The organism is Nocardiopsis sp. N85 (genome assembly GCF_028882275.1).
GTDB lineage: Bacteria > Actinomycetota > Actinomycetes > Streptosporangiales > Streptosporangiaceae > Nocardiopsis > Nocardiopsis lambiniae.
This window is the reverse complement of record NZ_JARBUT010000015.1, coordinates 23,590-43,887: the sequence shown is the minus strand read 5'-3', so window position 1 is coordinate 43,887 and position 20,298 is coordinate 23,590. Positions and strand designations below refer to the sequence as shown.

Genomic DNA, 20,298 nt, shown 5'->3' with positions numbered 1-20,298 from the left:
AACCTCCCGCCCGCGGCGCACCGGTCACCTTTCCTCGGGACTTTCGCCACGTGGAAGCACATCGTGGTGTGATCCACCTCATAAGGTGTATTCGGCTTTTCCGTTTTCCCTCGGGCGTTGTCCTTCACGGAACCTTCACACGAGGGTGCGCGTCCCACGACGGCGACGGGCCCGGTGAAGTCGTTGGCGCGCACGTGGGGGACACGGGCCCGAGGTCCTCCGCGGCAAGCACGAACATGTCGGGCCCGGGTATGCTGGAGGGGCACTGTCCTCGCCCGAACGACCATTCGAGCCGGCGGCCGCCGAGCGGCCACAGGGGTCGATGGTGTTTCGGAGACGGGGGGCGACCCACCGCGACCCGTGCCAGGATTCCGTACCCGCGCACCCTACGGCGCCCAGTCGGCGTGGGACGGTCGAGCCGGATGATTGGTTGACGTGACAGACCTTGAGATGAATCCCCCCGTGGCCGCTCCCGTGCACAGACCGGCTCCCATCCGGTCCTATGTGGCGATCGGTGACAGCATCACCGAGGGGATGGAAGACGACAGCGGCCCCGGCGGCCAGTACCGCGGCTTCGCGGACCGACTCGCCGAACACCTCGGTCAGGTGACCGCGGACTTCCGCTACGCCAACCTGGGCGTGCGCGGTCGGCGCATGCACCACATCTTCGGTGAGCAGCTCGACCGGACGCTGGAGTGGAAGCCCGACCTGGTCACCGTCCTGGCCGGCGGCAACGACGTCCTGCGCCCCGGTACCCGCCTCGACGAGCTGGCGGAAGAGTTCGAGGGGGGCATCCGTCGGCTGCGCGACGCGGGCATCCGCACCGTCATCCTCTCCGGTCACGACACCGGTTGGATCCCCGTGTTGCGCTATTACCGCGGCCGCATCGCCGTGTTCAGCATGCACATGCGCGCCATCGCCGAGCGCACCGGCACCGAGATCGTCGACATGTGGGCGCTCAACGCGCTCACCGACTCCCGGGCCTGGAGCGAGGACCGGCTCCACCTCAACGGCACCGGTCACCAGATCGTCGCTGCGCGCCTCGCCGACCTGCTGGGCTTCCCGATGGGACCGCGCGACTCCTGGGCCGACCCGTGGAGCACCCCGCCCCAGCAGCTGCCCGCCATCCTGCGCCGTAGGGAGAACCGCCGCTGGGCCCGCCAGCACCTGGTGCCCTGGCTGCGTCGCCGCGCCATGGGCCGCTCCTCCGGTGACGGCCTGCTGCCCAGACGGCCCGAGCTCGATTACCTCAACGACGAGGAGACGCGCGCGCGGATCGCCGCGGCCATCGCCGAGGGTCACTCCCCGCTGCCCACCATCGAGGACGCCTCCGAACCGCCGACCAACAGCCCGTCCGGCGTCAAGGGTCCCGAGCCCCGGCGCTGACGCCGACCCCACGCCCCGCCCCGGCGCCCCGGCGCGGGGCGGCGCCGTCTCCGGCGCTCCGGTCGCGCGCTCTCCGGCGGTTCAGCTGCGCGACAGGGACTGGATGAGGTCGCTGATGTGCACCACGCCCAGGCACTGGCCGTAGGTGTTGACCACCACGAGATCGTCGTAGACCCGCTCGGTGTCCCGACCCGCGACGCTCAGCGCCGCGATCGCCGACATCCACGCCGGGACCGTGCGCGGTGGCTCCGCCAACCGGATCGCCGGTCGCTTGGCGTGCAGGGCGTGCCCGTAGCGCCCGGTCACCGACAGCAGGAACCGGGTCCGGTCGATCACGCCCACCGGGCGCTCCCGGTGGTCGATGAGGATGACGCTGTTGAGCGCCTTGTCCCCGGTGAGCGCCTCCAAGGCCTGTTCGGTGGTGGTGTCGGCGTCGAACCCCACCGGCGGGACCATGAACTCGGTGACCCGGGGCCCGTCGTCCTCCGCCCGATCCTGGCCGACGGTCGGCTCCGGTACCGGGGTGACCCGCTCCCCGGGGCGCCAGACCGGGGCGGCGAAGAACGGACCCGTGCCCACCCTTACCCCGCACCGGCGCAACCGCACGACGTCGTCGGCGGTCTCCACCCCCGACGCCATCGCGTACACGCCGCTGCCCCGACCGATCCGGGACAGACCCTCCACCACCGTGGCGTGCCGGTGGTCGGTGGCCACCCCCGAGACGAGGTTCGGGTCGATGCGCATCAGGAACGGCGCGGCCTCCACGACCAGGTCGGGTCGCACCATCGCCGTGCCGAAGCCGCATCGGAAACCCGCGTTGCGCAGTCGGGCCACCCCCGAGACCACGATCGAGCGGGGCAGGTCGGCCAGTTCGGCGCCGAGCATGAACGTGATGTCGCGGGGGCGCCGCCCGGCCCGCCGCAACAGGCTCTCCACCAGGCCGACGAAGCCGTTCCCGGCCATCAACGTGCGCGCGGGCAGCGGCAGCACCAACGGCAGCAGGCTCTCGGTGTCGGCGGACTCGCGGACCAACGACAACAGCCATTCCGCGATCGCCTCGATCTCGGGGACGGTCGTCTCGTGCGGACCGCCGCCCCGAGCGCCGGACGGAGCGGGGGAGACGATCTCGACGGCCACGACGGCCCCCGAGTCCAGGTCGACGATCGGCTGGAAACCCAGGGGCGGTCGGGTCGAACGCGGCGCGGGAGCGGCCGGCAGGGGGCCGGTCACCGTGGGGGCATGGTGAGAACGCGCTGTGGTCACCCCTTCATGGTGGCGGGGGGCCGGACCGACATGAAGCTCTTTTCAGCGCTGTTCAGCTCACCTTCACAGGCCGTTGGGACGCCCGTCCCCGGCTCCCCGCCGTACACGGACAAGGGCCCCGCCGTGCGGCGGGGCCCCGAGAGTCGTACGACGGACGTCGGCTCAGGCGCGGCGGAAGACCACGGCGACGTTGTGACCGCCGAACCCGAAGGACTCGTTGATCGCGGCCACGTCGCCACCGGGCATGTCCCGGGGCTTGTCGCGGACGATGTCCACGACGACGTCCGGGTCCAGCTCCTGGATGTTGATGGTCGGCGGGATCCGACCGTCGTGCAGCGCCAGGATGGTCGCGATCGACTCCACCGCGCCCGCGCCGCCCAGCAGGTGACCCGTCATGGACTTGGTGGAGGTCACCGCGACCCGGTCGGTGGCGGAGTCGCCCAGGGCGGACCGGATGGCGCGGGTCTCCCCGACGTCGCCCGCCGGGGTCGAGGTGGCGTGCGCGTTGACGTGCACGATGTCCTCGGGCCTGAGGTCGGCGTCGGCCAGCGCCTGGGTGATGGCGCGGGACTGGCCGGCGCCCTCGGGGTCGGGCTGGACGATGTCGTAGGCGTCGTTGGTGTAGCCGACACCGGCGGCGTGGGCGTACACCCGGGCGCCGCGCTTGGCGGCGTGCTCGGCCGACTCCAGGATGAGGATGCCGGCGCCCTCGCCCATGACGAAACCGTCGCGGTCCTTGTCCCACGGGCGCGACGCCGTCCGCGGGTCGTCATTGCGGGTGGACAGCGCGCGCATCGACGCGAACGAGGCGATGTTGAGCGGGTGGATCGCCGCCTCGGTGCCGCCCGCGATGACCACGTCGGCGCGGCCCGCGCGGATCATGTCGACGCCGTTGGCGATGGCCTCGGCACTGGAGGCGCAGGCGCTGACCGGGACGTGCGAACCGGCGCGGGCGGTGTACTCCAGGCTGATGGCGGCGGCCGGGCTGTTGGGCATGAGCATGGGCACGGTGAAGGGTGACACCCGACGCCAGCCCTTCTCACGGAAGGTGTCGTACTGCTCCAGGATGGTCAGGATGCCTCCGATGCCGCTGGAGACCACCACTCCCAGACGGAGCGGGTCCACATCCGGCGAACCGGCGTCGGCCCAGGCCTCCTCGGCGGCGATGAGCGCGAACTGCTGGGTGCGGTCCAGCCGGCGCATGCGCGGCTTGGGGAGCTTCTCCGAGGGCTCCTGCGCGATGCGCCCGGCGAAGTGGACGGGGAGGCTCTCGTGCCATTCCTCGGGCAGCGCTGTGATGCCGGAGCGGCCGTCGAGGAGCGCGGACCATGTGGTCGCGACGTCCCCCCCGAGCGGGGTGGTGGCGCCGAGGCCGGTAACGACGACATCGGTCTTTGCCATGATCCGATCGCCCTTCTCGTGGGTCGTTCCCGGCTACGGGCCGGGGGGTGGCGGATGACGGGGGAGGGCCGGCGTGATGCACCGGAGGACGGGCCGCCGGGTCGAGGTGGTGACCCGGCGGCCCGGACGCGCTACTTCTGGATGAAGGTGATGACGTCCTGGACCGTCTTGAGGTCCTTGAGCTGCTCGTCGGGGATCTCGACGCCGAACCTGTCCTGGGCGGCGACGGCGATCTCCACCATGGACAGCGAGTCGATGTCGAGGTCGTCCACGAAGCTCTTCTCCGGGGTGACCTCGGAAGGCTCGGTGCCGACGATCTCCTCGATGATCTCGCCGAGGCCTGCCAGGATCTCCTGCTCGCTGTGAGCCATGTCGTTCTTCTCCTTGATCACTGTTCGATGTCCGGGATGCGGTCCTCATCGGACCCTCGGTCGTACGTCAGGGGATGCGGATCACCTGTGCGGCGTAGACCAGCCCCGCGCCGAAGCCCAGGGTGAGGACGGTGCTCCCCGAAGGGAGTTCCCCGCGTCCGATCATGCGCGAGAGCGCGAGCGGGATGGACGCGGAAGAGGTGTTGCCCGCGGTGACGATATCGCGGGCCACGAGTGCCTGGGGCGCGCCCAGCTTCTTGGCGATGGATTCGATGATCCGCAGGTTGGCCTGGTGCGGGACGAAGGCGGTGAGCTCCTCGGGGGCCACGCCCGCCCGCTCCAGGGCCTCCAGTCCGGTCTTGTACAGCTCGGTGGTGGTCCAGCGGAAGACCGCCTGTCCCTCCTGCCAGAGGTACTTGTGGTCGCGCAGGTGGATCCTGTCGGCGCGCTCGCCGGAGGAACCCCACACCACCGGGCCGATGCCGTTGTCCTCGGAGGCCGAGACCACGGCCGCGCCGGCGCCGTCGGCGAAGATCACACAGGTGGAGCGGTCGGTCCAGTCCACCCAGTCGCTGAGCTTCTCCGAGCCGATGATCAGCGCGTTGCGGGAGCTGCCGGCGCGCACCATGTCGGCGGCGATGCCCAGGGTGTAACAGAACCCGGCGCAGGCGGCGTTGATGTCGAAGGCGCCCGGGGCGACGATGCCCAGCCGGGCGGCGACGGTCGCGGCGGTGTTGGGGATCTGGTCCTGCACGGTGCAGGTGGCCACGATGACCAGGTCGATGTCCTCCGGGGACAGACCGCTCGCGGCCAGGGCCTTGCCGCCGGCCGCCACGGCCATGCTCGCCACGGTGTCCTCGGGACCGGCGATGCGCCGCTCCTTGATGCCGACACGGCTCTGGATCCACTCGTCGTTGGTGTCGACCCGCGCCTCAAGGTCGGCGTTGGTGACGACCCTGGAGGGCTGGTACTCACCGACGGAGCGGATGATCGCTCCGCCGGGAACGCTCGCAGTGGGGAACATGGGGTCAGCCTTCCTGATCGGTGCCCGCGGCGGAGGTCCCCGCGTGCTCCTTGATGAGGGCGGCGGCGCGGTCGATGTCCTCGGGGGTCTTGACCGCGAGGAGTTCGACGCCGCGCAGCGCGCGCTTGGCCAGACCGGTGAGCGTGCCCGCCGGCGTCAGCTCGATGAGGGCGGTGACGCCCAGTTCGGCCAACGTCTCGGTGCAGGCGTCCCAGCGCACCGGGGAGGAGATCTGGGAGATCAGACGGTCCAGGTACTCCGAGCCGCTCTCGACCACCGCGCCGTCGGCGTTGGACAGGATGCGCACGGAGGGGTCGGAGGGCGACAGGACGGCGGCGGCCTGTCGCGCCCGCTCCACGGCCGGGGCCATGTGCTCGGTGTGGAAGGCGCCGGCCACCGACAGGGGGCGCAGCCGGGCCCGTTCGGGCGGGTTCTGGGCGAACGCCGCCAGTTGTTCGACGGTCCCCGCGGCGACGATCTGCCCCGAGCCGTTGTCGTTGGCCGGGGTCAGCCCCGCGGCGGCGATCGCCTCCAGCACCTGCTCGCGATCCCCGCCGAGCACGGCGGTCATGCCGGTCTCGGTCCGGGCGGCCGCGTCGGCCATGCCCCGACCGCGTTCGGCGACCAGGGTCAGCGCGTCCTTGGGGGACAGCACCCCGGCGATCGCGGCGGCGGTGAACTCGCCGACGCTGTGCCCGGCGACGGCGTCCACGAGGGAGGCCTCGGCGGGCAGACCCGGGGAGGGGGAGACGAGGGGACCGAGGATCGCGGAGGCGGAGACCATGCCGGCGCCGACCAGCAACGGCTGGGCGACGGCGGTGTCGCGGATCTCGTCCGCGTCCGCGGTGGTGCCGTAGCGCGCCAGGTCGAGCCCGACCACCTCGGACCACGCGGCGAACTGTCCGGCGACGCCGGGGAGTTCGAGCCACGGGGAGAGGAAACCGGGTACCTGGGCGCCTTGGCCGGGAGCAACGATTACAAGCACGACATCCACCTTGCCCTGTAGGAGATCACCAGTTGGATGGGGAGGGACACGAACTTCGCACGGAGGTGCTTGTGGAAACCCCACAAAACGGTCTCCGGCATGTGTCGGAAAGACGAGAACCGGTGAGGCGGATCACCTTTCGACGTTACATCCCCGCCGGTCGAAGGCTCACCGCGACCGCCGCACGGGATCGGACGGGGAGGGACAGCCCGTCCGGATGCCGGGGATGCGAAGCTGGAGAGGTGAACACCCCATCCCAGCCCGCACGGAACGGTACCGGCTCCCCGGAGGACCCGGAGGAACGCCGGAGCGCTCCGGAGGAGACCGACGAGGAGCCGCGGACGCGGAACGGGACCGACGACCAGGAGCGCGTCCGCGCCGAGACGGTCCGCCGCCTGGAGCGCTCCATGGGCGTCCTGGGCACCGCCGCCGTCGCCCGCATGGAGGAACGGCTCGGCTGGTTCCGCCGGATGTCGGCCCAGGACCGCTCGTGGGTCGGCCTGGTCGCCCAGTCGGGGGTCGCGGCCTTCGTCGACTGGTTCCGCAATCCCCAACGCGGCAGGCCCGCCATCACCGTCGAGGTCTTCGGCACGGCCCCGCGCGAACTCACCCGGTCGGTCTCCCTCCAGCAGACGGTCGACATGATCCGGGTCGTCATCGAGGTCGTGGAGGGCCAGGTGGACGAGCTGGCCGCGCCCGGAGGCGCCCAGCAACTGCGCGAAGCGGTCCTGCGCTACACCCGCGAGGTGGCGTTCAGCTCGGCGAAGGTCTACGCGCGCGCCGCCGAGGCGCGCGGCGCCTGGGACGCCCGCCTGGAGGCCCTCATCGTCGACGCGCTGCTGCACGGCGACCGGGAGGACGGCCTCCAGACGTGGGGATCCGCGCTTGGATGGTCGCTCACCCCCGTGATCACGGTGGCCGGGGAGATCGGCGAGGAAGAGGAGGAGGCCAAGGTCATGGACGACCTGCGCGCCGCCGCCCGCCGATCGGGCCATGACGTCCTGGCCGGAACCCAGGGGCGGCGCGTGGTCGTCGTGGTGGGCGTCGGCGACCGCTACCCGAAGGAGGACCTGCCCACCGCCGCCGCAGAGCCCCTGACCGGGATGTTCGGCCCCGGACCGGTGGTGGTCGGTCCGGCGGTGCCCGACCTGCGCTCGGCCGGCGCGTCGGCTCGGGCCGCCGTCAGCGGCCTGCGCGCCGCCGTGGCCTGGCCGGACGCACCGCGCCCGGTCTCGGCCGCCGACCTGTTGCCGGAACGGGCGTTGCAGGGCGACGTCGAGGCGCGGCGCCAACTGGTCCAGGAGGTGTACCTGCCGTTGGCGGGCGCGGGATCGCCCCTGCTCGACACCCTGTCGGTGTACCTGGAGCACGCGTCGTCGTTGGAGGCGACGGCCCGCATGCTGTTCGTCCATCCCAACACCGTGCGTTACCGGCTCAGCCGGATCGCGGAGCTGACCGGACACACGCCCTCCGACGGGCGGGGGTCGTTCGTGCTGCGGATCGCCGTCGCGCTGGGTCGCCTCTCCGAGGCGGAGAACGGTTGACATGGGATCGGGATGTGGTCTTCATCCTGAATCGGCCGTAACGCTGTCGATGGGGGAACCGGCGGCGTAACCTGATCGTTAACCGCCATGCGAGCCCCCTTATCCGAGTTTCACCTGCGCCGGGTATGTCCACGACCGCCCGTGTGCGCCCGGGGACCGCATGAAAAGGGATAGCTTTGCGATGAACGGTGGACGCCAGGCCCGACGAGGTCAGAGCACGCTCCCGGGTGCGGGCCTCCGCGCGCCGTTCTTCATGACGTCTTGGGGGGTCAACGCTGTGGTCGAACGACCGAGGAAGTGGTCCTGGACATCGAATCCGGTGAGCGAGTTCGTGCTCCAGCCCACGCAGGAAGGCGAGCTGCGCCGACGGGTGCTCTTCTGGGTCCCCGCGCCGCTCCCCGTGGCCGGGCTGGTCGCCCTGCTCGTGGGCGGATCGATGTCGGCCGCGGGGTGGACCATCCTGCTGGCCACGAGCGTGGGCGTGGGCACGCTGCTGATGTCGCTCATCGTCCAGCCCACACCGCTGCCCGAGGGCCTGGCACCGCCGGTGTCCGCCCGTCGGGCGTTGCACCGGTTCCGCCAGTTCACCGGGCTGCGCATCGCCCTCGCCCTGGTCACCATGGTCATCGGTGCCGCCGCGGCGCTGGTGGGAGGCGGGCTGTACCCGCTGCTGGCGGCCTTGACGCTGGCCTTCCCGCAGTTGCTGCTGGCGATGCCCACCTTCTTCACCATCACCCGGGCCCGCCGCGCCATGGAGGCGTGGGGCACCACCGCCTACCTGTGGCACGCCCTGTCCCGCCCGGCCAAGGTGACCTGGCCGGTCATCACCCCGCTGGTGAAGGTCTGGCGCGCCCGTCAGGTCCAGCGCTCCCGCGAGTCCATGCGGCAGAAGCTCGTGGAGCGTGCCTGGCGCAAGGCCGTCCGCGAGGAGAGCGAGGCCGATGGTGAGGCCGAGGTCGGCGCCGCCAACGAGCGCACCGACCTCCTTCGCCCGGTGACCCCGCCGGTCAAGGGCGCCGACGAGCCCACCGACGTCGTCCCGCACCTGGGTGCCCGGGACACCGAGGACGAGGAGAAGGAGGAGCCGACGGCCGTCCTGCCGCACCTGGGCGGGCGCGGGCTCGAACCGACCGCGGTCCTCCCGCACCTGGGGGCGGAGAAGACCGGGGGTGAGAAGGCCGACGGGACCGATGAGGGTGCCGACGACGCCGACAAGCCCGGGACTCCCGAGAAGGCGGAGAAGTCGAAGAAGGATGAGGGCGCGGACGAGGGGGACGACGCGTCGGACTCGGGCCCGCGCTCCATGGTCGACCGCGCCGCCCGGCAGCTCCTCGAACGCGGCAGCGGCGCCCTGGGCCTGGCCGTCCGCAAGACCCGCCGCACCGACAACCGCCGTCCCCACCCGCACAAGCCCTGATCCTCCCGGAGCGGGCCGCCCCGACCCCGCGGCCCCGTTCCGCCCCCTCCCGCCCTCGGTGCCCTCACCGGCCCGGTAGGGGCCCGGAGCGGGCGTCGACGCCCCTCCGCGGTTCCCGTCGTCCGGCACGGGCGGCTCCGGTCCGGGGCCGCGCGGGGCTCGGGAACGGCCACGTACCGCCCGGTGGGTACCGGCGCGGACGGTCGAGCGGGCGCGCGAAGACCCCGGATGACGCCGGGCCGGACCCCTCAGGGTTCCCGGACGTCCCGGTCCGCCGCCACGGGGATCGACTAGAGGTCCACCCGGGTGCGCACCACCGGCAGGGCGTCGGGGCCGCCCTCGGCGACGTGGTACCAGCGGGCCCGGACATCGCGCCCCGCGAAGGACACCTCGCCGATCGTGTTGCCGAAGTACAGGTCCGAGGACAGCCGCCACCGCAGCGATGGTCGGGGCACCCGGGCCAGCCACGTCATGAACCGACCCACCAGGTGTACGGGCGCGCTCGCCGACAGCCGGACCACCCCGCGGAAGTTCTCGGGCAGCCGGTTGCACAGGGGAGAGGACACCAACTGGACGATCCGGGAGCCGTCCTCACCGACGTCCCGGTGCCGGACCGGGGCCGTGTAGGAGAAGTGCACGTCGCCGCTGAGCATCAGGATCGTCGTCGGCGCCGGACCGCGCTCGCCGCGCGCCACCCGCCCCAACGTGTCGGCCAACCGCTCGAACGAGTACCGGAAGGCGCCCCAGTGCTCCAGGTCCAGGGCCTGGCGCAGCCGCTCGGCCGGGCGGCGCGGCCACCCGCCCCAGGCACCCGCGCACACCGCCTCGTTCCATGCCTCCAGATGGTGCACGGCCGGCGGCAGCACCACCGGCACGGTGGACACGACGACCACGTGCTCGGGGCCGCCGGTCAGGTGCTCGTCCAGCCAGGCGTGGCCCTCCCGCCCCAGGATGGACCGCGACCCGTCCGAGGGGTCTCCCTCGCCCAGGGCACGGCCGCATCGGGTGTCGAGCATCAGCACCCGGATCCCGCCGCCCACGTCGTGCCGATGGCTCCACCGGTAGGAACCGGGCTCCTCGTGCGCCCGCAGGGCGAAGGCGTCCACCTCCGCTCCGGCGTCGATCCGCGCGGCGCGCACCAGCGCCCACAGCGGGTCCGCGGCGCGTTCGTCGGGTGAGAGATTTCCCAAGTGCTGGTACACCCAATAGGCACCCAACCCCGACGTCACGCGGGCGCGCCACCAGGGATGCCCGTCCATGGAGCGCCGCCAGGCCGCCGACGTGTTCCAGTCGTCGCGGATGTCGTGGTCGTCGAACACCATCAGTGTCGGCACCGTCGACAGCAACCATCGCACCTGCGGGTCGCTCCACGCCTGTCGGTACAACTCGGCGTACTCGGAGTAGTGCACGACCTCGTCCTCGGGGCCGTCCTCACCGGTCCGCGCCCGACGCACCCGCAGGAAGGCGCGCATCGACTCCTGGATCTCGTCCGCGTACACCTGGTCGCCGATGAGGAGCAACGTCAGATTGCCCTCGACCGGCTCCCGGGCCAACCGCCGGGCCGTGGCGCGCAACATGTCGGGCCCGTACCGGACCACGCCCTCGGGGGTGTCGCCGGTGGGCGTGTGGCACGAACCGTAGAGCAGACGGGTCGGCGCGTCCGGATCGATGGTGCGCAGCGTGCTCGGGGGGAGCGTCGAACCCGGCTCCGGCCACACCCGATCCTCGTTCAGGAAGACCTCATAGGGCAGCGCCGCGCCCGAGGGCAGACCGGTGATCTCGCACACCGCGTAATGGTGACCGTGCACCGTGAAGGTCTCCGCGACGCCCGTCACACCGCCGTCCGCCACCACCCGCACCCGACCGGGCTCGGACGCCTGCACCCACACGGTGGCGGTGGTCGGTCCGACGTGCCGCAGCACGGGGCCCAGTGGTAAAGAGGCGGTCACCGTTCTCCCTCATTTCGACCGGGTTCGCACACGTAGTGGACGAGTATGGCCCCTCTGGGACCGGATCGCCATCCACAGGACGAAACCGGGATGGTTGCACGAGAGGCGCACCTGCGCGAAGGTGACGCTATGCGGACACAGATCCTGGAGTTGCGCACCGGCGGGTCGGAGAGCATCACCGACATCACCCGCCAGTGCGACGACTTCGTCGCCGAGACCGGTGGCGACGGCCTGCTCAACGTCTTCGTCCCGCACTCCACCGCGGGTGTGGCGATCATCGAACTCGGCTCGGGCTCCGACGACGACCTTCTGTCCAGCCTCGACGACCTGCTGCCCGCCGATGACCGGTGGCGGCATCGACACGGGTCGCGGGGGCACGGTCGGTCCCACGTCATGCCGGCCTTCATCGCGCCACAGACCACCGTTCCGGTGCTCTCGGGCCGGCTCGGGCTGGGAACATGGCAGTCGATCGCCGTGGTCGACCTCAACGTGGACAACCCGGACCGGACGGTGCGGCTGTCCTTCCTCTCCTCTGGATGAGGGGTGAGGGCCCCTCGGTTCGAGGGCACGTTGACGGACGGGCCCGCTAGCGTGTGAACTAGGCCATCAGCGATGGTCGCGGGCGCACGTGACGGGTGGCGGAAAAGGCCCGGCATCGTTGTGACAACTGCTTCGTGCAGGCAAGATTGAGAAAAACCATCTGTGGAGGAGAACTTTCGTGAGCGCGACCGCGGGCCAGGCACAGAGCGAGCGTGACTTGGCTGACCGACTCGGATTCAAACCGGGTCAGGTGGTGCAGGAATTCGGCTTCGACGACGACGTCGACGAAGGCCTGCGCGCATCCATCGCAGAGCTCACCGGTGAGGAGCTGGTCGACGAGGATTACGACGGCGACGTCGACGCGGCGTTGCTGTGGTGGCGATCCGATGAGGAGGGCGACCTGACCGACGCCCTCATGGACGTGGTGACCACCATCGCCGACGGCGGCACGATCCTGGTCCTGACCCCTAAGGCGGGGCGTGAACTGCACGTGTCGCCCAGCGACGTGGCGGAGGCCGCCGGCACCTCCGGTCTGTCCCAGACCAGCGCGGTGAGCGTCGGAGCGGACTGGTCGGGTACGCGCCTGGTCGTGCCCAAGCGGTGACGGACATCACCCGTAAGGGGTGAGGCTTCCGGTGCCGCGCGTCCCACGTGCGGACGCGCGGCGCTGTGGGACGCCCACCGCACCGCCGAACACGAACGAGGACATGACCGACATCGTGGCGGGATCCCCCGCCCCCGACTTCACCCTCCAGGACCAGTACGGGCGGGACATCACCCTGTCCGCACTGCGCGGCCGACCGGTCCTGGTGGTCTTCTACCCGCTGGCGTTCTCCGGGGTGTGCTCCGGCGAACTCGCCGACCTGAGCGCCCGCCACGCCGAACTCGCCGCGCTGGGGACGGTCCTGACCGTCTCGGTGGACTCGGTGTTCGCCGTGCGCACGTGGTCGGACCGGGAGGGGTTCCCGTTCGCGCTGCTGTCGGACTTCTGGCCGCACGGCGCCGTCGCCGACGCCTACGGGGTGCTCGACCACGACCGCGGCACGGCCCGCCGGGGGACCTTCCTCATCGACGCGGACGGGATCGTGCGCTGGCGCACCCTGACCCCGATCTCCGAGCCCCGCGACACCGAGGCCTACCTGGAACACCTGCGCGCCCTGGCCGCGCCACCGGAGGACCGCGCGCCGACGAGTGCCGCGAAGCGGTATGATCGCCTGCGATACGAGGGCGCGTAGCTCAGCTGGTTAGAGCAATTGCCTTACAAGCAATAGGTCAGGGGTTCGAGTCCCTTCGCGCCCACTCCACTCCGGAACGACCCTGCTCGGGGGACTTCGTCCGCCTCGCCGGGTCGTCCGTCGTTTCCTCCAGGGAACTCCCGGTTGCTCCGGTGCGGGCCGCTAGTGCCTCCGGCGTGACCTCTCACCTGTAACGCATCGCGGCTTCGGCTCGCTTGGTGAAGTCGGCGGGAGAAACGATGCCCCTCCCCTTCCACCCGTTCGGGCGGCCGAGAACAAGCAGGTCGCTGTCGTTGCCGACTATCAGAGACGCATCAGTGAAGGCGGCCAGGTCGAGGATGAGATTGTCCTCGGGGTCCTCGCAGTCATGTTGCGTCTGTGGGACGTCCCTGTAGTAGCCGCCTCCGGACAGCTCAGCCAGATCGCAGATGAGATCGATGTAGGTGTCCACATCTGATTCCATCCACCTTGCGTCGATCAGCTTGTGATCGATCATGGCGAGGATGTGCTCACTGACCTCCAAGGCATATCCCCGTCCCAAGATCCCTCCGTCACGGATGACTCCGAGGACGTGCAGGCTTGGGTGTACCCGCCGGGGAGGAAGTGACGGTATGCCGTCGAACTCCAGCGGGTCACCGAGAACCTCCAGGTTGTCACCACTGACAGCGTCGATGTAGACGTTGGCGTCCAGTACGACACCGAGAAGGGAACCTCCACCGTTCACTCACGCCGGCTCCTTGTCCTGCGACGTACCCGCTCCAGAGATGCTTCCTTCTGCTCGGGAGTCGCTGCACGCCAGCTCTCCTTCGCTCCATCCTTGGCTGCGGTTCCTTGGCCGGAGGAAGCCATTGCCTGAGCAACGTGGTCGAGTCCGGTGTCAACACCATCGGCGAGTCGCGTTCGACGCTCCGCCAGCGCGAGCACGTCTGCGGTCGGCAGCCGCCAGTGCGTGCCCACACGTGTTGCGGCCAGATCGCCGCGCTCGATGAAGCGGTACACCATGGGCCGGGACACGCCGAGTAGTTCGGCCGCCTGCTGTGGGCTGAGCATCACGTCGTGGCTGATGACGGAGACACGTTGGCCGTTCGCCCTGGCAAAGGCGATCGCCAGGAGGGCCCGCAGTTCGTCTCTGTCGAGTCGGTACTCTTCTCCGCCGGGCAGCTTCAGCAGCACCTGTGCTGTGTCGCTGAGGATCTGACTGATCGCTGCTCGGGTGGCTTCCCGCTGCTCTTCCGACGCTGGCGGAGCGATGTCCTCCACCACTCTGTTCAGTGTTGTGGCCATGTCACCCTCCTGATTAACTGTAATAAGTGTAACCTCCTGGCGGTGTCGGTGTACAAGGATCGGGAGAGGTCTCACGCTCAGGCATGGGCCAAAAGCCTGGTGAGTGATCATCGGATCCGCTTCGCGGACCGGCGGTTCCATCGCGTCCGAACACCGTGGCGCTTGAGGACAGCACTCACCGTCTGCCGGGTGATATTGAAGCGTTCTCCAAGCTTGTAGGCGCTCGCGCCTGCCTGGTAGGCGGCGATCAGCTCGTCGACCTCATGGGGTTTGAGGCGCTTCGCGGTACTCGGCTTCTTCGTGGGCTTGTGCCGGGGGAGCGGTGCTGTCGATGCGGGAAGCTCGCGGAGGAGGGCTTCGAACCCGGTGGCGAGCCGGACGGGGGTGCAGTTGGTTTGCCCAGGGTCCACGGGCTCAGGACGACCCTGCTCGGGGGACTTCGTCCGCCTCGCCGGGTCGTCTCGTCGTTTCTCCCGGGGGAGACCCCCCGAACCCCCTGAGGTGCCCCTCTGTGGCCCAGGTCGCGCTGATCGATGGGGTGGGTGGATCGCTCCCCTGCGACGCGAGGCTTCGCCTCGTGGGTCGCAGCCGGTACACCCGGCGATCTGCCCTCCTCACCGGGGCGGTCCGTCAGCGGGGCTTTTCCAGGGCCGGTCCACTGGGTCGCCCCGGCGGGGTGTCCTGGCGGATGGCGGGGCGGGCGCGGAGGCGGGGCGCGATCAGAGGTGGCCGACGCTGTCGCGAGTCGGGCGAGCGCAGGGTGTGGAATTCCGTCTGCTCGTACACGATCGAGCTCTGCACCCTGGTCACCTCGGAGCGCTGCGACATCACGTCGAGCACGAGCTGCTGGAGATGCTCGGCGTTGCCGACCACCACATGGATCAGGAAGTCCTCGGCGCCGCTGACGTGGTAGAGCGAGCGGGTCTCCGGCAGGGCGATGGCGAAGTCGACGAATCGGTTGAACACCTCGCGGGTGTGCGGTCGGACCTGCACGGCGAGGATCGCGTTCATCGCCAGCCCGATGGCCGTCGACGACACGTGGGCGTGGATCCCCGTGATGACGCCCCTCTCACGCAGCCGACGAACACGTAGCAGGCAGGTGGACGGGGCCACCCCCACCTGTTCTGCCAGTTGCTTGTTGGGGATGGTGGCGTCTTTCTGGAGCTGTTCGAGGATGGCCCAGTCGATCGCGTCCAGTTCGATTGCGGCGGCCATAGCTCTCCATGATACGGACCGCATATCGGTCGGAATCCGCCTCATTCGACACAGCCCCCGGGCGCTCGCGTCGAGCGCCCGGGAACGTCTGCCATCACCGGGATGACGCCGCTGCGGAGGTCCCGGTCGCCGTGAAACCGGCCTGGATCTCGCGCAGCCGCGATTCCGTGAGCAGGCCCTTGGCGAGCACGAGCTCGGACACGCCCGCTCCGGTGGCCAGCGCCTCCGTGGCGATGGCGGTGGCCTGCTCGTAGCCGAGGTGCGGGCTGAGCGCGGTGGCCAGGCCGATGGACCGCTCCACCTGCCGGGCGAGGTGCTCCCGGTCGGCGGTGATCCCCGCGACGCAGCGGTCGGCCAGGGTGCGGCAGGCCGCCCCCATGTGGGCGAGGCCGGACAACAGGCGGTGCGCGATGATCGGCTCGAAGGCGTTGAGCTGCAACTGGCCGGCCTCGGCGGCCATGGTGACGGTCAGGTCGCCGCCGATCACCTCGAACGCGACCTGGTTGACCACCTCGGGGATGACCGGATTGACCTTGCCGGGCATGATGCTCGACCCGGCCTGCACCGCGGGCAGGGTGATCTCGCCCAGCCCCGCGCGCGGGCCCGAGGCGAGCAGCCGCAGGTCGTTGCAGGTCTTCGACAGCTTCACCGCGATGCGCTTGAGCACCCCCGACAGCTGCACGAACGCCCCGGCGTCCTGGGTGGCCTCGACCAGGTCGGGGGCCACCGACAGCGGGATCCCCAGCAACGCGGACAGGTGTTCGCAGGCGGCGGCCGGGTAGTCGGGGTGCGCGTTGAGACCGGTCCCGATCGCGGTCCCGCCGAGGTTGATCTCGTGCAGCAGCGCGCACGCCTCGGAGAGCCGCGACCGGTCCTCGGCGAGCATCACGGCGTAGGCGCCGAACTCCCGGCCCAGGGACATCGGCACGGCGTCCTGGAGCTGGGTCCGGCCGACCTTCAGCACGTCTTCGAACTCGGTGGCCTTCACCGCGAAGGCCGACCCGAGGTGCTCCATGGCGTCCGACAGCCGGTGGGCGGCCAGGTGCAGGGCGATCTTGACGGCGGTCGGGTAGACGTCGTTGGTGCTCTGACCGGCGTTGACGTCCTCCAGCGGGTGCAGGTGCCGGTAGTCGCCCCGGGGGCGGCCGAGGTGCTCCAGCGCTCGGTTGGCGATCACCTCGTTCGCGTTCATGTTGGACGAGGTGCCCGCCCCGCCCTGGACCACGTCGACGACGAACTGGTCGTGCAGGCGGCCGTCGAGGATATCCGAGCACGCCTTCTCGATCGCCGCGGCCTTGCCGTCGGGGAGCAGACCCAGGTCGCGGTTGGCCCGGGCGGCGGAGAGCTTCACCGCCGCGAGCGCGTTCACCAACTCCGGGTGGGCGGACAGGGGGATGCCGGTGATGGGGAAGTTCTCCACCGCGCGCAGGGTGTGGATGCCGTAGTAGACGTCCGCGGGCACGTCGCGCGACCCGAGCAGGTCGTGCTCCACCCGGTGGCCGTCCTGGCGGGGCGGGGTCATCGCAGGACTCCGGCGGTCTCGGACGTGAGCGAGGCGAGCGGTTCGTCGGAGAGCAGCCGGCTCAACGCCGCGGTGCGCTCCGCCGGGTCCGAACGGTGCAGCAGGGCGGAGATCACGGCCATCCGGGCCTGCGGAGCGCGCAGGGTCCCGGTCGGCACCGCTCCGGCCGCGATCAGGTCGACCCCGCCGCCACCGGAGTAGATCCCGGCGACCGGGCCGGCGGGCACCCGGGTGGTGAGCGCGACGAGCACCCCTGCGGAGACCGCCTCGGCGACGGCGTCGACGAACACGGGGGAGGCGTTGCCGGAGCCGGTGCCGGCCAGCACGATCCCCTGGGCGCCGGCCGCGACCGCCGCGCGCAGCAGCACCGGGTCGGCGCCCGCGTGGTGCATGACGATGTCGACCCGGGGCGCGGGGCCGCAGGGGAGCGGTAGCGACGGCCTTCGCAGTGGTCGGTGCCGGACGAGCACACGGCCCTCGGAGACGCCGCCGATCGGCGTGCCGGACGGGTCGCCGAAGCCCTCGACGGCGAGCGTGTGCTGTTTCACGGTGCCGCGCGCGGCGTGCACCAGGCCGTCGAACACCACCACCACACCGAGGTCGCGCGCGGTGGCGGCGACGGCCAGGGCGTCGCGGAGGTTGGCCGGGGCGTCGCTCTCGTCGTGGTCCGGAGGCCGCTGCGCGCCGGTGAACACCACCGGTCGGCTGTCGTGGTGGTACAGGTCGACCAGGAACGCCGACTCCTCCAGGGTGTCGGTGCCGTGGGTCACCACGACGCCGTCGACCTCATCGTCGGCCAGCGCCTCGTGCACGGCGCCCAGCAGGATCAGCTGCCGGTCCGTGGTGAGCGCCGAGCTGTTCGCCGTGAACAGGTCCCGGACCCGGACCCGCAGCCCGTCGGGGACACCGGCTCCCCTGAGGATCTGGGGCCCGCTCAGCTCGGCGGTGTACCCGTCCCCGACCCGGCGGCTGGCGATCGTCCCGCCGGTGCTGATCAGTACGACCTGGCCGGTCGCGTCCTGCTGGTGCATCATTTCCTTCTCGTCTCGAAGAGTCCTGGACCGGGACGCGGCCCGGACCCGCCCGCGGCGGGCGCGGACCGCGTCCGGGTGGTGGTGGGTGCGGTTCACCCGGAGGGCCGGGTCAGTGGACTTCCGAGGCGGACCCGGGCCGCGCGTCGCGCTCGTCGGCCGGGCTGGGCTCCCAGCACTCGATGCCGGTGACATCGGGCATCCGGTCCCGGGTGAAGACCGGGTCCAGGCCCTGCTTGCGCTGTTCCCGGTAGTCCGCGAGCAGGCGCAGGGCGAGTGCGCCGAGCGGTGCGATCGCGACCAGGTTGATCACGGCCATGACCCCCATGGTGACGTCGGCGAAGTTCCACACCAGGTCGAGCGAGGCGATGGCGCCCAGGAACACCATGGCGACCACGGCCGTGCGGTACACCGGAAGGGCTCCCGGGTGTCCGGTCAGGAACCGCAGGTTGGACTCGCCGTAGTAGTAGTTGCCGACCAGCGACGTGAACGCCAGCAGGAAGATGATCACGGTGAGCAGGTGCAGCGACCAGGAGCCGAGGTTCGCCTCCAGCGCCCGCTGGGTGAGCTCGGCGCCGACCTCCTCGCCGTACACGGGGTTGGAGACCAGGATGATGAACGCGGTGACGGAGCAGATGACGAGGGTGTCGAAGTAGACGCCGAGCGTCTGCACCAGGCCCTGCTTGACCGGGTGGCTGACCGACGCCGTCGCCCCCGCGTTGGGTGCGGAGCCCATGCCCGCCTCGTTGGAGAACAGGCCGCGGCGAATGCCCATCATGATCGCGGTGCCCACGCCCGCGGCGCCGAACTCGCGCAGGCCGAAGGCGGAGTTCACGATGTTCGTGAGCACGGCGGGGACCTGGTCGATGTTCATCCCGACCACGATCACGCCGATGACGAGGTAGGTCAGCGCCATGAACGGCACCAGGGCCTGCGCGACGTGCGCGATGCGGCGCACGCCGCCGAAGATCACGAGCGCGGCGAGGACGGCCAGCACCGTCCCCACGGCGGGTGCGATCCACTCGGGGGTCTGCGCTCCGGTCGCGGTCGACACGGAACCGCCCACGGCGCTGGCGATGCTGTTGGCCTGCACCATGTTGAACGCGAAGCCGAAGGTGAAGATGATGGCGATGGCGAACAGCACGCCCATCCACCGCGCCTTGAGCCCGAGGGTCATGTAGTAGGCCGGGCCGCCGCGGAATCCGGTCCTGTCCCGGACCTTGAACAGTTGGGCGAGGGTGGACTCGACGAACGCGGCCGAGCCCATGACGATGCCCATCAGCCACATCCAGAGCACGGCTCCGGGGCCGCCGAGGGCGATCGCGACCGCCACGCCGACGATGTTGCCCGTTCCGATGCGGGAGGCCGCCGAGATCGAGAACGCCTGGAACGCCGATATGGCCTTCTTGCCGTCCGGGGCCGACTCCGGGTGGCTGCGCATGGAGCGCAGCATCTCGGGAACCATCCGGATCTGGACGGCACCGGAGCGCACCGTGAAGTAGACGCCGACGACGGCGAGCAGGGGGATGACCAGGTAGGCCCACAAGACGTCGTTCATGCCTACGATGGCGCTGTTCAGCGCATCCATATGTTCGCTCCTTGTCGTGTGCGGGCACGCGGGGGATGCCGGGTCGGTCTCACCGGCACGACAGGGTTCCATGGCTGGTCACCGGAGCGTGCTTCCGCTGATGGGCAATGGTCGACACATCGGTGGTGCGCTTCAACACACCCTGCTCACCGTGCGGGGAACGGGCACTGTCGCCGAACCCTGTTCGACGCCGGGTGCCTTCCACGCAGTGGCGTGCGCCACATGTTCGACGGCGTTCCGTGGCCCCGGGCGCGGGGAGGAGCGGCCGCGTCCGGGCCCGGGTGCTCCGGGGCCCGGGGACTCCTGTTCCGGAGGCCGGCCTGTCGTGTCCGGGCGGTGGCGTCGCGGCCAAACGGACGTTCGGCGGTATCCCGATGCCAGTGGCGTCATGACCGCCCCTCTCTCCGTCGGCCGCCACTTCCGCCTGTCCGTTCCCCGGAGTGAGGAGAGGCCCGAGTGGGGGCGGACGGGCGCGCGCACCGATGCCGGCACCGGTGCCGCCGGCCGGGTCGTGGAACGTCGGGTACGGCACGGGACACCGGT

The 20,298-nt window shown here is 70.8% G+C and carries 18 protein-coding genes and 1 tRNA gene; 7 read left to right on the top strand and 12 right to left on the bottom strand.

Features of this window, described 5'->3' with window-relative positions; translation table 11 throughout:
• Window positions 1-504: 504 nt before the first annotated feature.
• On the top strand, window positions 505-1,386 hold the full coding sequence (locus tag PWG71_RS20035; RefSeq protein WP_274811447.1) for an SGNH/GDSL hydrolase family protein: 882 nt from the start codon (window positions 505-507) through the stop codon (window positions 1,384-1,386).
• Window positions 1,387-1,467: 81 nt separating this feature from the next.
• Here the strand turns inward: PWG71_RS20035 and PWG71_RS20030 are convergent, their stop codons facing one another.
• The 5 genes from PWG71_RS20030 to PWG71_RS20010 all read right to left on the bottom strand — a co-directional run bounded on the left by PWG71_RS20030 (window position 1,468) and on the right by PWG71_RS20010 (window position 6,430).
• Window positions 1,468-2,649 (bottom strand): EAL domain-containing protein, encoded by a 1,182-nt coding sequence (locus tag PWG71_RS20030; RefSeq protein ID WP_446725061.1) that lies wholly within the window; start codon window positions 2,647-2,649, stop codon window positions 1,468-1,470.
• 162 nt (window positions 2,650-2,811) lie between these two features.
• Window positions 2,812-4,050 carry a beta-ketoacyl-ACP synthase II gene (gene fabF / locus PWG71_RS20025; protein WP_274811445.1) on the bottom strand — a complete coding sequence of 413 codons (1,239 nt, stop codon included), beginning with the start codon at window positions 4,048-4,050 and terminating at the stop codon, window positions 2,812-2,814.
• A gap of 131 nt (window positions 4,051-4,181) precedes the next feature.
• Entirely contained in the window at window positions 4,182-4,421 is a 240-nt protein-coding gene (locus PWG71_RS20020; RefSeq protein WP_274811444.1) for an acyl carrier protein, read from the bottom strand.
• A gap of 67 nt (window positions 4,422-4,488) precedes the next feature.
• A complete protein-coding gene (locus PWG71_RS20015; protein ID WP_274811443.1) occupies window positions 4,489-5,445 on the bottom strand; it encodes a beta-ketoacyl-ACP synthase III in 957 nt (318 codons plus the stop codon).
• A gap of 4 nt (window positions 5,446-5,449) precedes the next feature.
• A complete protein-coding gene (locus PWG71_RS20010; RefSeq protein WP_274811442.1) occupies window positions 5,450-6,430 on the bottom strand; it encodes an ACP S-malonyltransferase in 981 nt (326 codons plus the stop codon).
• 242 nt (window positions 6,431-6,672) lie between these two features.
• Here PWG71_RS20010 and PWG71_RS20005 point away from each other — a divergent pair, with 242 nt between their 5' ends.
• Together PWG71_RS20005 and PWG71_RS20000 are read left to right on the top strand one after the other, a co-directional pair.
• Window positions 6,673-7,974 carry a PucR family transcriptional regulator gene (locus tag PWG71_RS20005; RefSeq protein WP_274811441.1) on the top strand — a complete coding sequence of 434 codons (1,302 nt, stop codon included), beginning with the start codon at window positions 6,673-6,675 and terminating at the stop codon, window positions 7,972-7,974.
• A gap of 319 nt (window positions 7,975-8,293) precedes the next feature.
• Window positions 8,294-9,391: a hypothetical protein gene (locus PWG71_RS20000; RefSeq protein WP_274811440.1), complete on the top strand. Its 1,098-nt coding sequence runs from the start codon at window positions 8,294-8,296 to the stop codon at window positions 9,389-9,391.
• A gap of 290 nt (window positions 9,392-9,681) precedes the next feature.
• Here PWG71_RS20000 and PWG71_RS19995 read toward each other — a convergent pair whose 3' ends face one another.
• Window positions 9,682-11,340, bottom strand: a complete 1,659-nt coding sequence (locus tag PWG71_RS19995; protein WP_274811439.1) for an alkaline phosphatase D family protein — start codon at window positions 11,338-11,340, stop codon at window positions 9,682-9,684.
• A gap of 129 nt (window positions 11,341-11,469) precedes the next feature.
• Here PWG71_RS19995 and PWG71_RS19990 point away from each other — a divergent pair, with 129 nt between their 5' ends.
• The 4 genes from PWG71_RS19990 to PWG71_RS19975 all read left to right on the top strand — a co-directional run bounded on the left by PWG71_RS19990 (window position 11,470) and on the right by PWG71_RS19975 (window position 13,179).
• Window positions 11,470-11,880 (top strand): secondary thiamine-phosphate synthase enzyme YjbQ, encoded by a 411-nt coding sequence (locus PWG71_RS19990; RefSeq protein ID WP_274811438.1) that lies wholly within the window; start codon window positions 11,470-11,472, stop codon window positions 11,878-11,880.
• A gap of 178 nt (window positions 11,881-12,058) precedes the next feature.
• The gene (locus tag PWG71_RS19985) at window positions 12,059-12,484 is read left to right on the top strand and encodes a DUF3052 domain-containing protein (protein WP_274811437.1); all 426 of its coding nucleotides are present in this window, start codon (window positions 12,059-12,061) and stop codon (window positions 12,482-12,484) included.
• Window positions 12,485-12,587: 103 nt separating this feature from the next.
• Entirely contained in the window at window positions 12,588-13,115 is a 528-nt protein-coding gene (locus PWG71_RS19980) for a peroxiredoxin (protein WP_274811436.1), read from the top strand.
• Window positions 13,106-13,179 (top strand) — tRNA-Val (locus PWG71_RS19975). The genes PWG71_RS19980 and PWG71_RS19975 overlap by 10 nt, the downstream gene beginning before the upstream one ends.
• 120 nt (window positions 13,180-13,299) lie before the next feature.
• On the opposite strand, the gene PWG71_RS19970 is transcribed toward PWG71_RS19975, so the two are convergent.
• The 6 genes from PWG71_RS19970 to PWG71_RS19945 all read right to left on the bottom strand — a co-directional run bounded on the left by PWG71_RS19970 (window position 13,300) and on the right by PWG71_RS19945 (window position 19,755).
• Entirely contained in the window at window positions 13,300-13,839 is a 540-nt protein-coding gene (locus PWG71_RS19970) for a hypothetical protein (RefSeq protein WP_274811435.1), read from the bottom strand.
• The gene (locus tag PWG71_RS19965) at window positions 13,836-14,399 is read right to left on the bottom strand and encodes a helix-turn-helix domain-containing protein (RefSeq protein WP_274811434.1); all 564 of its coding nucleotides are present in this window, start codon (window positions 14,397-14,399) and stop codon (window positions 13,836-13,838) included. Before PWG71_RS19965 ends, PWG71_RS19970 begins: the two co-directional genes overlap by 4 nt.
• Window positions 14,400-15,029: 630 nt before the next feature.
• Complete coding sequence (locus tag PWG71_RS19960; RefSeq protein ID WP_274811433.1) at window positions 15,030-15,614, bottom strand: Lrp/AsnC family transcriptional regulator; 585 nt, start codon at window positions 15,612-15,614, stop codon at window positions 15,030-15,032.
• 94 nt (window positions 15,615-15,708) lie between these two features.
• Window positions 15,709-17,136, bottom strand: coding sequence for an aspartate ammonia-lyase (locus PWG71_RS19955; protein ID WP_274811432.1), 1,428 nt, complete (start codon window positions 17,134-17,136; stop codon window positions 15,709-15,711).
• On the bottom strand, window positions 17,133-18,170 hold the full coding sequence (locus PWG71_RS19950; RefSeq protein WP_274811431.1) for an asparaginase: 1,038 nt from the start codon (window positions 18,168-18,170) through the stop codon (window positions 17,133-17,135). Before PWG71_RS19950 ends, PWG71_RS19955 begins: the two co-directional genes overlap by 4 nt.
• 109 nt (window positions 18,171-18,279) lie before the next feature.
• Window positions 18,280-19,755, bottom strand: a complete 1,476-nt coding sequence (locus tag PWG71_RS19945) for an alanine/glycine:cation symporter family protein (RefSeq protein ID WP_274811430.1) — start codon at window positions 19,753-19,755, stop codon at window positions 18,280-18,282.
• Window positions 19,756-20,298 lie beyond the last annotated feature (543 nt).

Bases quoted from the DNA above. Each gene is read 5' to 3' on its own strand.
- PWG71_RS20015 (WP_274811443.1), bottom strand. From the start codon at position 5,445: ATGTTCCCCACTGCGAGCGTTCCCGGCGGAGCGATCATCCGCTCCGTC.
- PWG71_RS19965 (WP_274811434.1), bottom strand. From the start codon at position 14,399: ATGGCCACAACACTGAACAGAGTGGTGGAGGACATCGCTCCGCCAGCG.
- PWG71_RS20020 (WP_274811444.1), bottom strand. From the start codon at position 4,421: ATGGCTCACAGCGAGCAGGAGATCCTGGCAGGCCTCGGCGAGATCATC.
- fabF (WP_274811445.1), bottom strand. From the start codon at position 4,050: ATGGCAAAGACCGATGTCGTCGTTACCGGCCTCGGCGCCACCACCCCG.
- PWG71_RS19980 (WP_274811436.1), top strand. From the start codon at position 12,588: ATGACCGACATCGTGGCGGGATCCCCCGCCCCCGACTTCACCCTCCAG.
- PWG71_RS19990 (WP_274811438.1), top strand. From the start codon at position 11,470: ATGCGGACACAGATCCTGGAGTTGCGCACCGGCGGGTCGGAGAGCATC.
- PWG71_RS19950 (WP_274811431.1), bottom strand. From the start codon at position 18,170: ATGATGCACCAGCAGGACGCGACCGGCCAGGTCGTACTGATCAGCACC.
- PWG71_RS19960 (WP_274811433.1), bottom strand. From the start codon at position 15,614: ATGGCCGCCGCAATCGAACTGGACGCGATCGACTGGGCCATCCTCGAA.
- PWG71_RS19955 (WP_274811432.1), bottom strand. From the start codon at position 17,136: ATGACCCCGCCCCGCCAGGACGGCCACCGGGTGGAGCACGACCTGCTC.
- PWG71_RS19945 (WP_274811430.1), bottom strand. From the start codon at position 19,755: ATGGATGCGCTGAACAGCGCCATCGTAGGCATGAACGACGTCTTGTGG.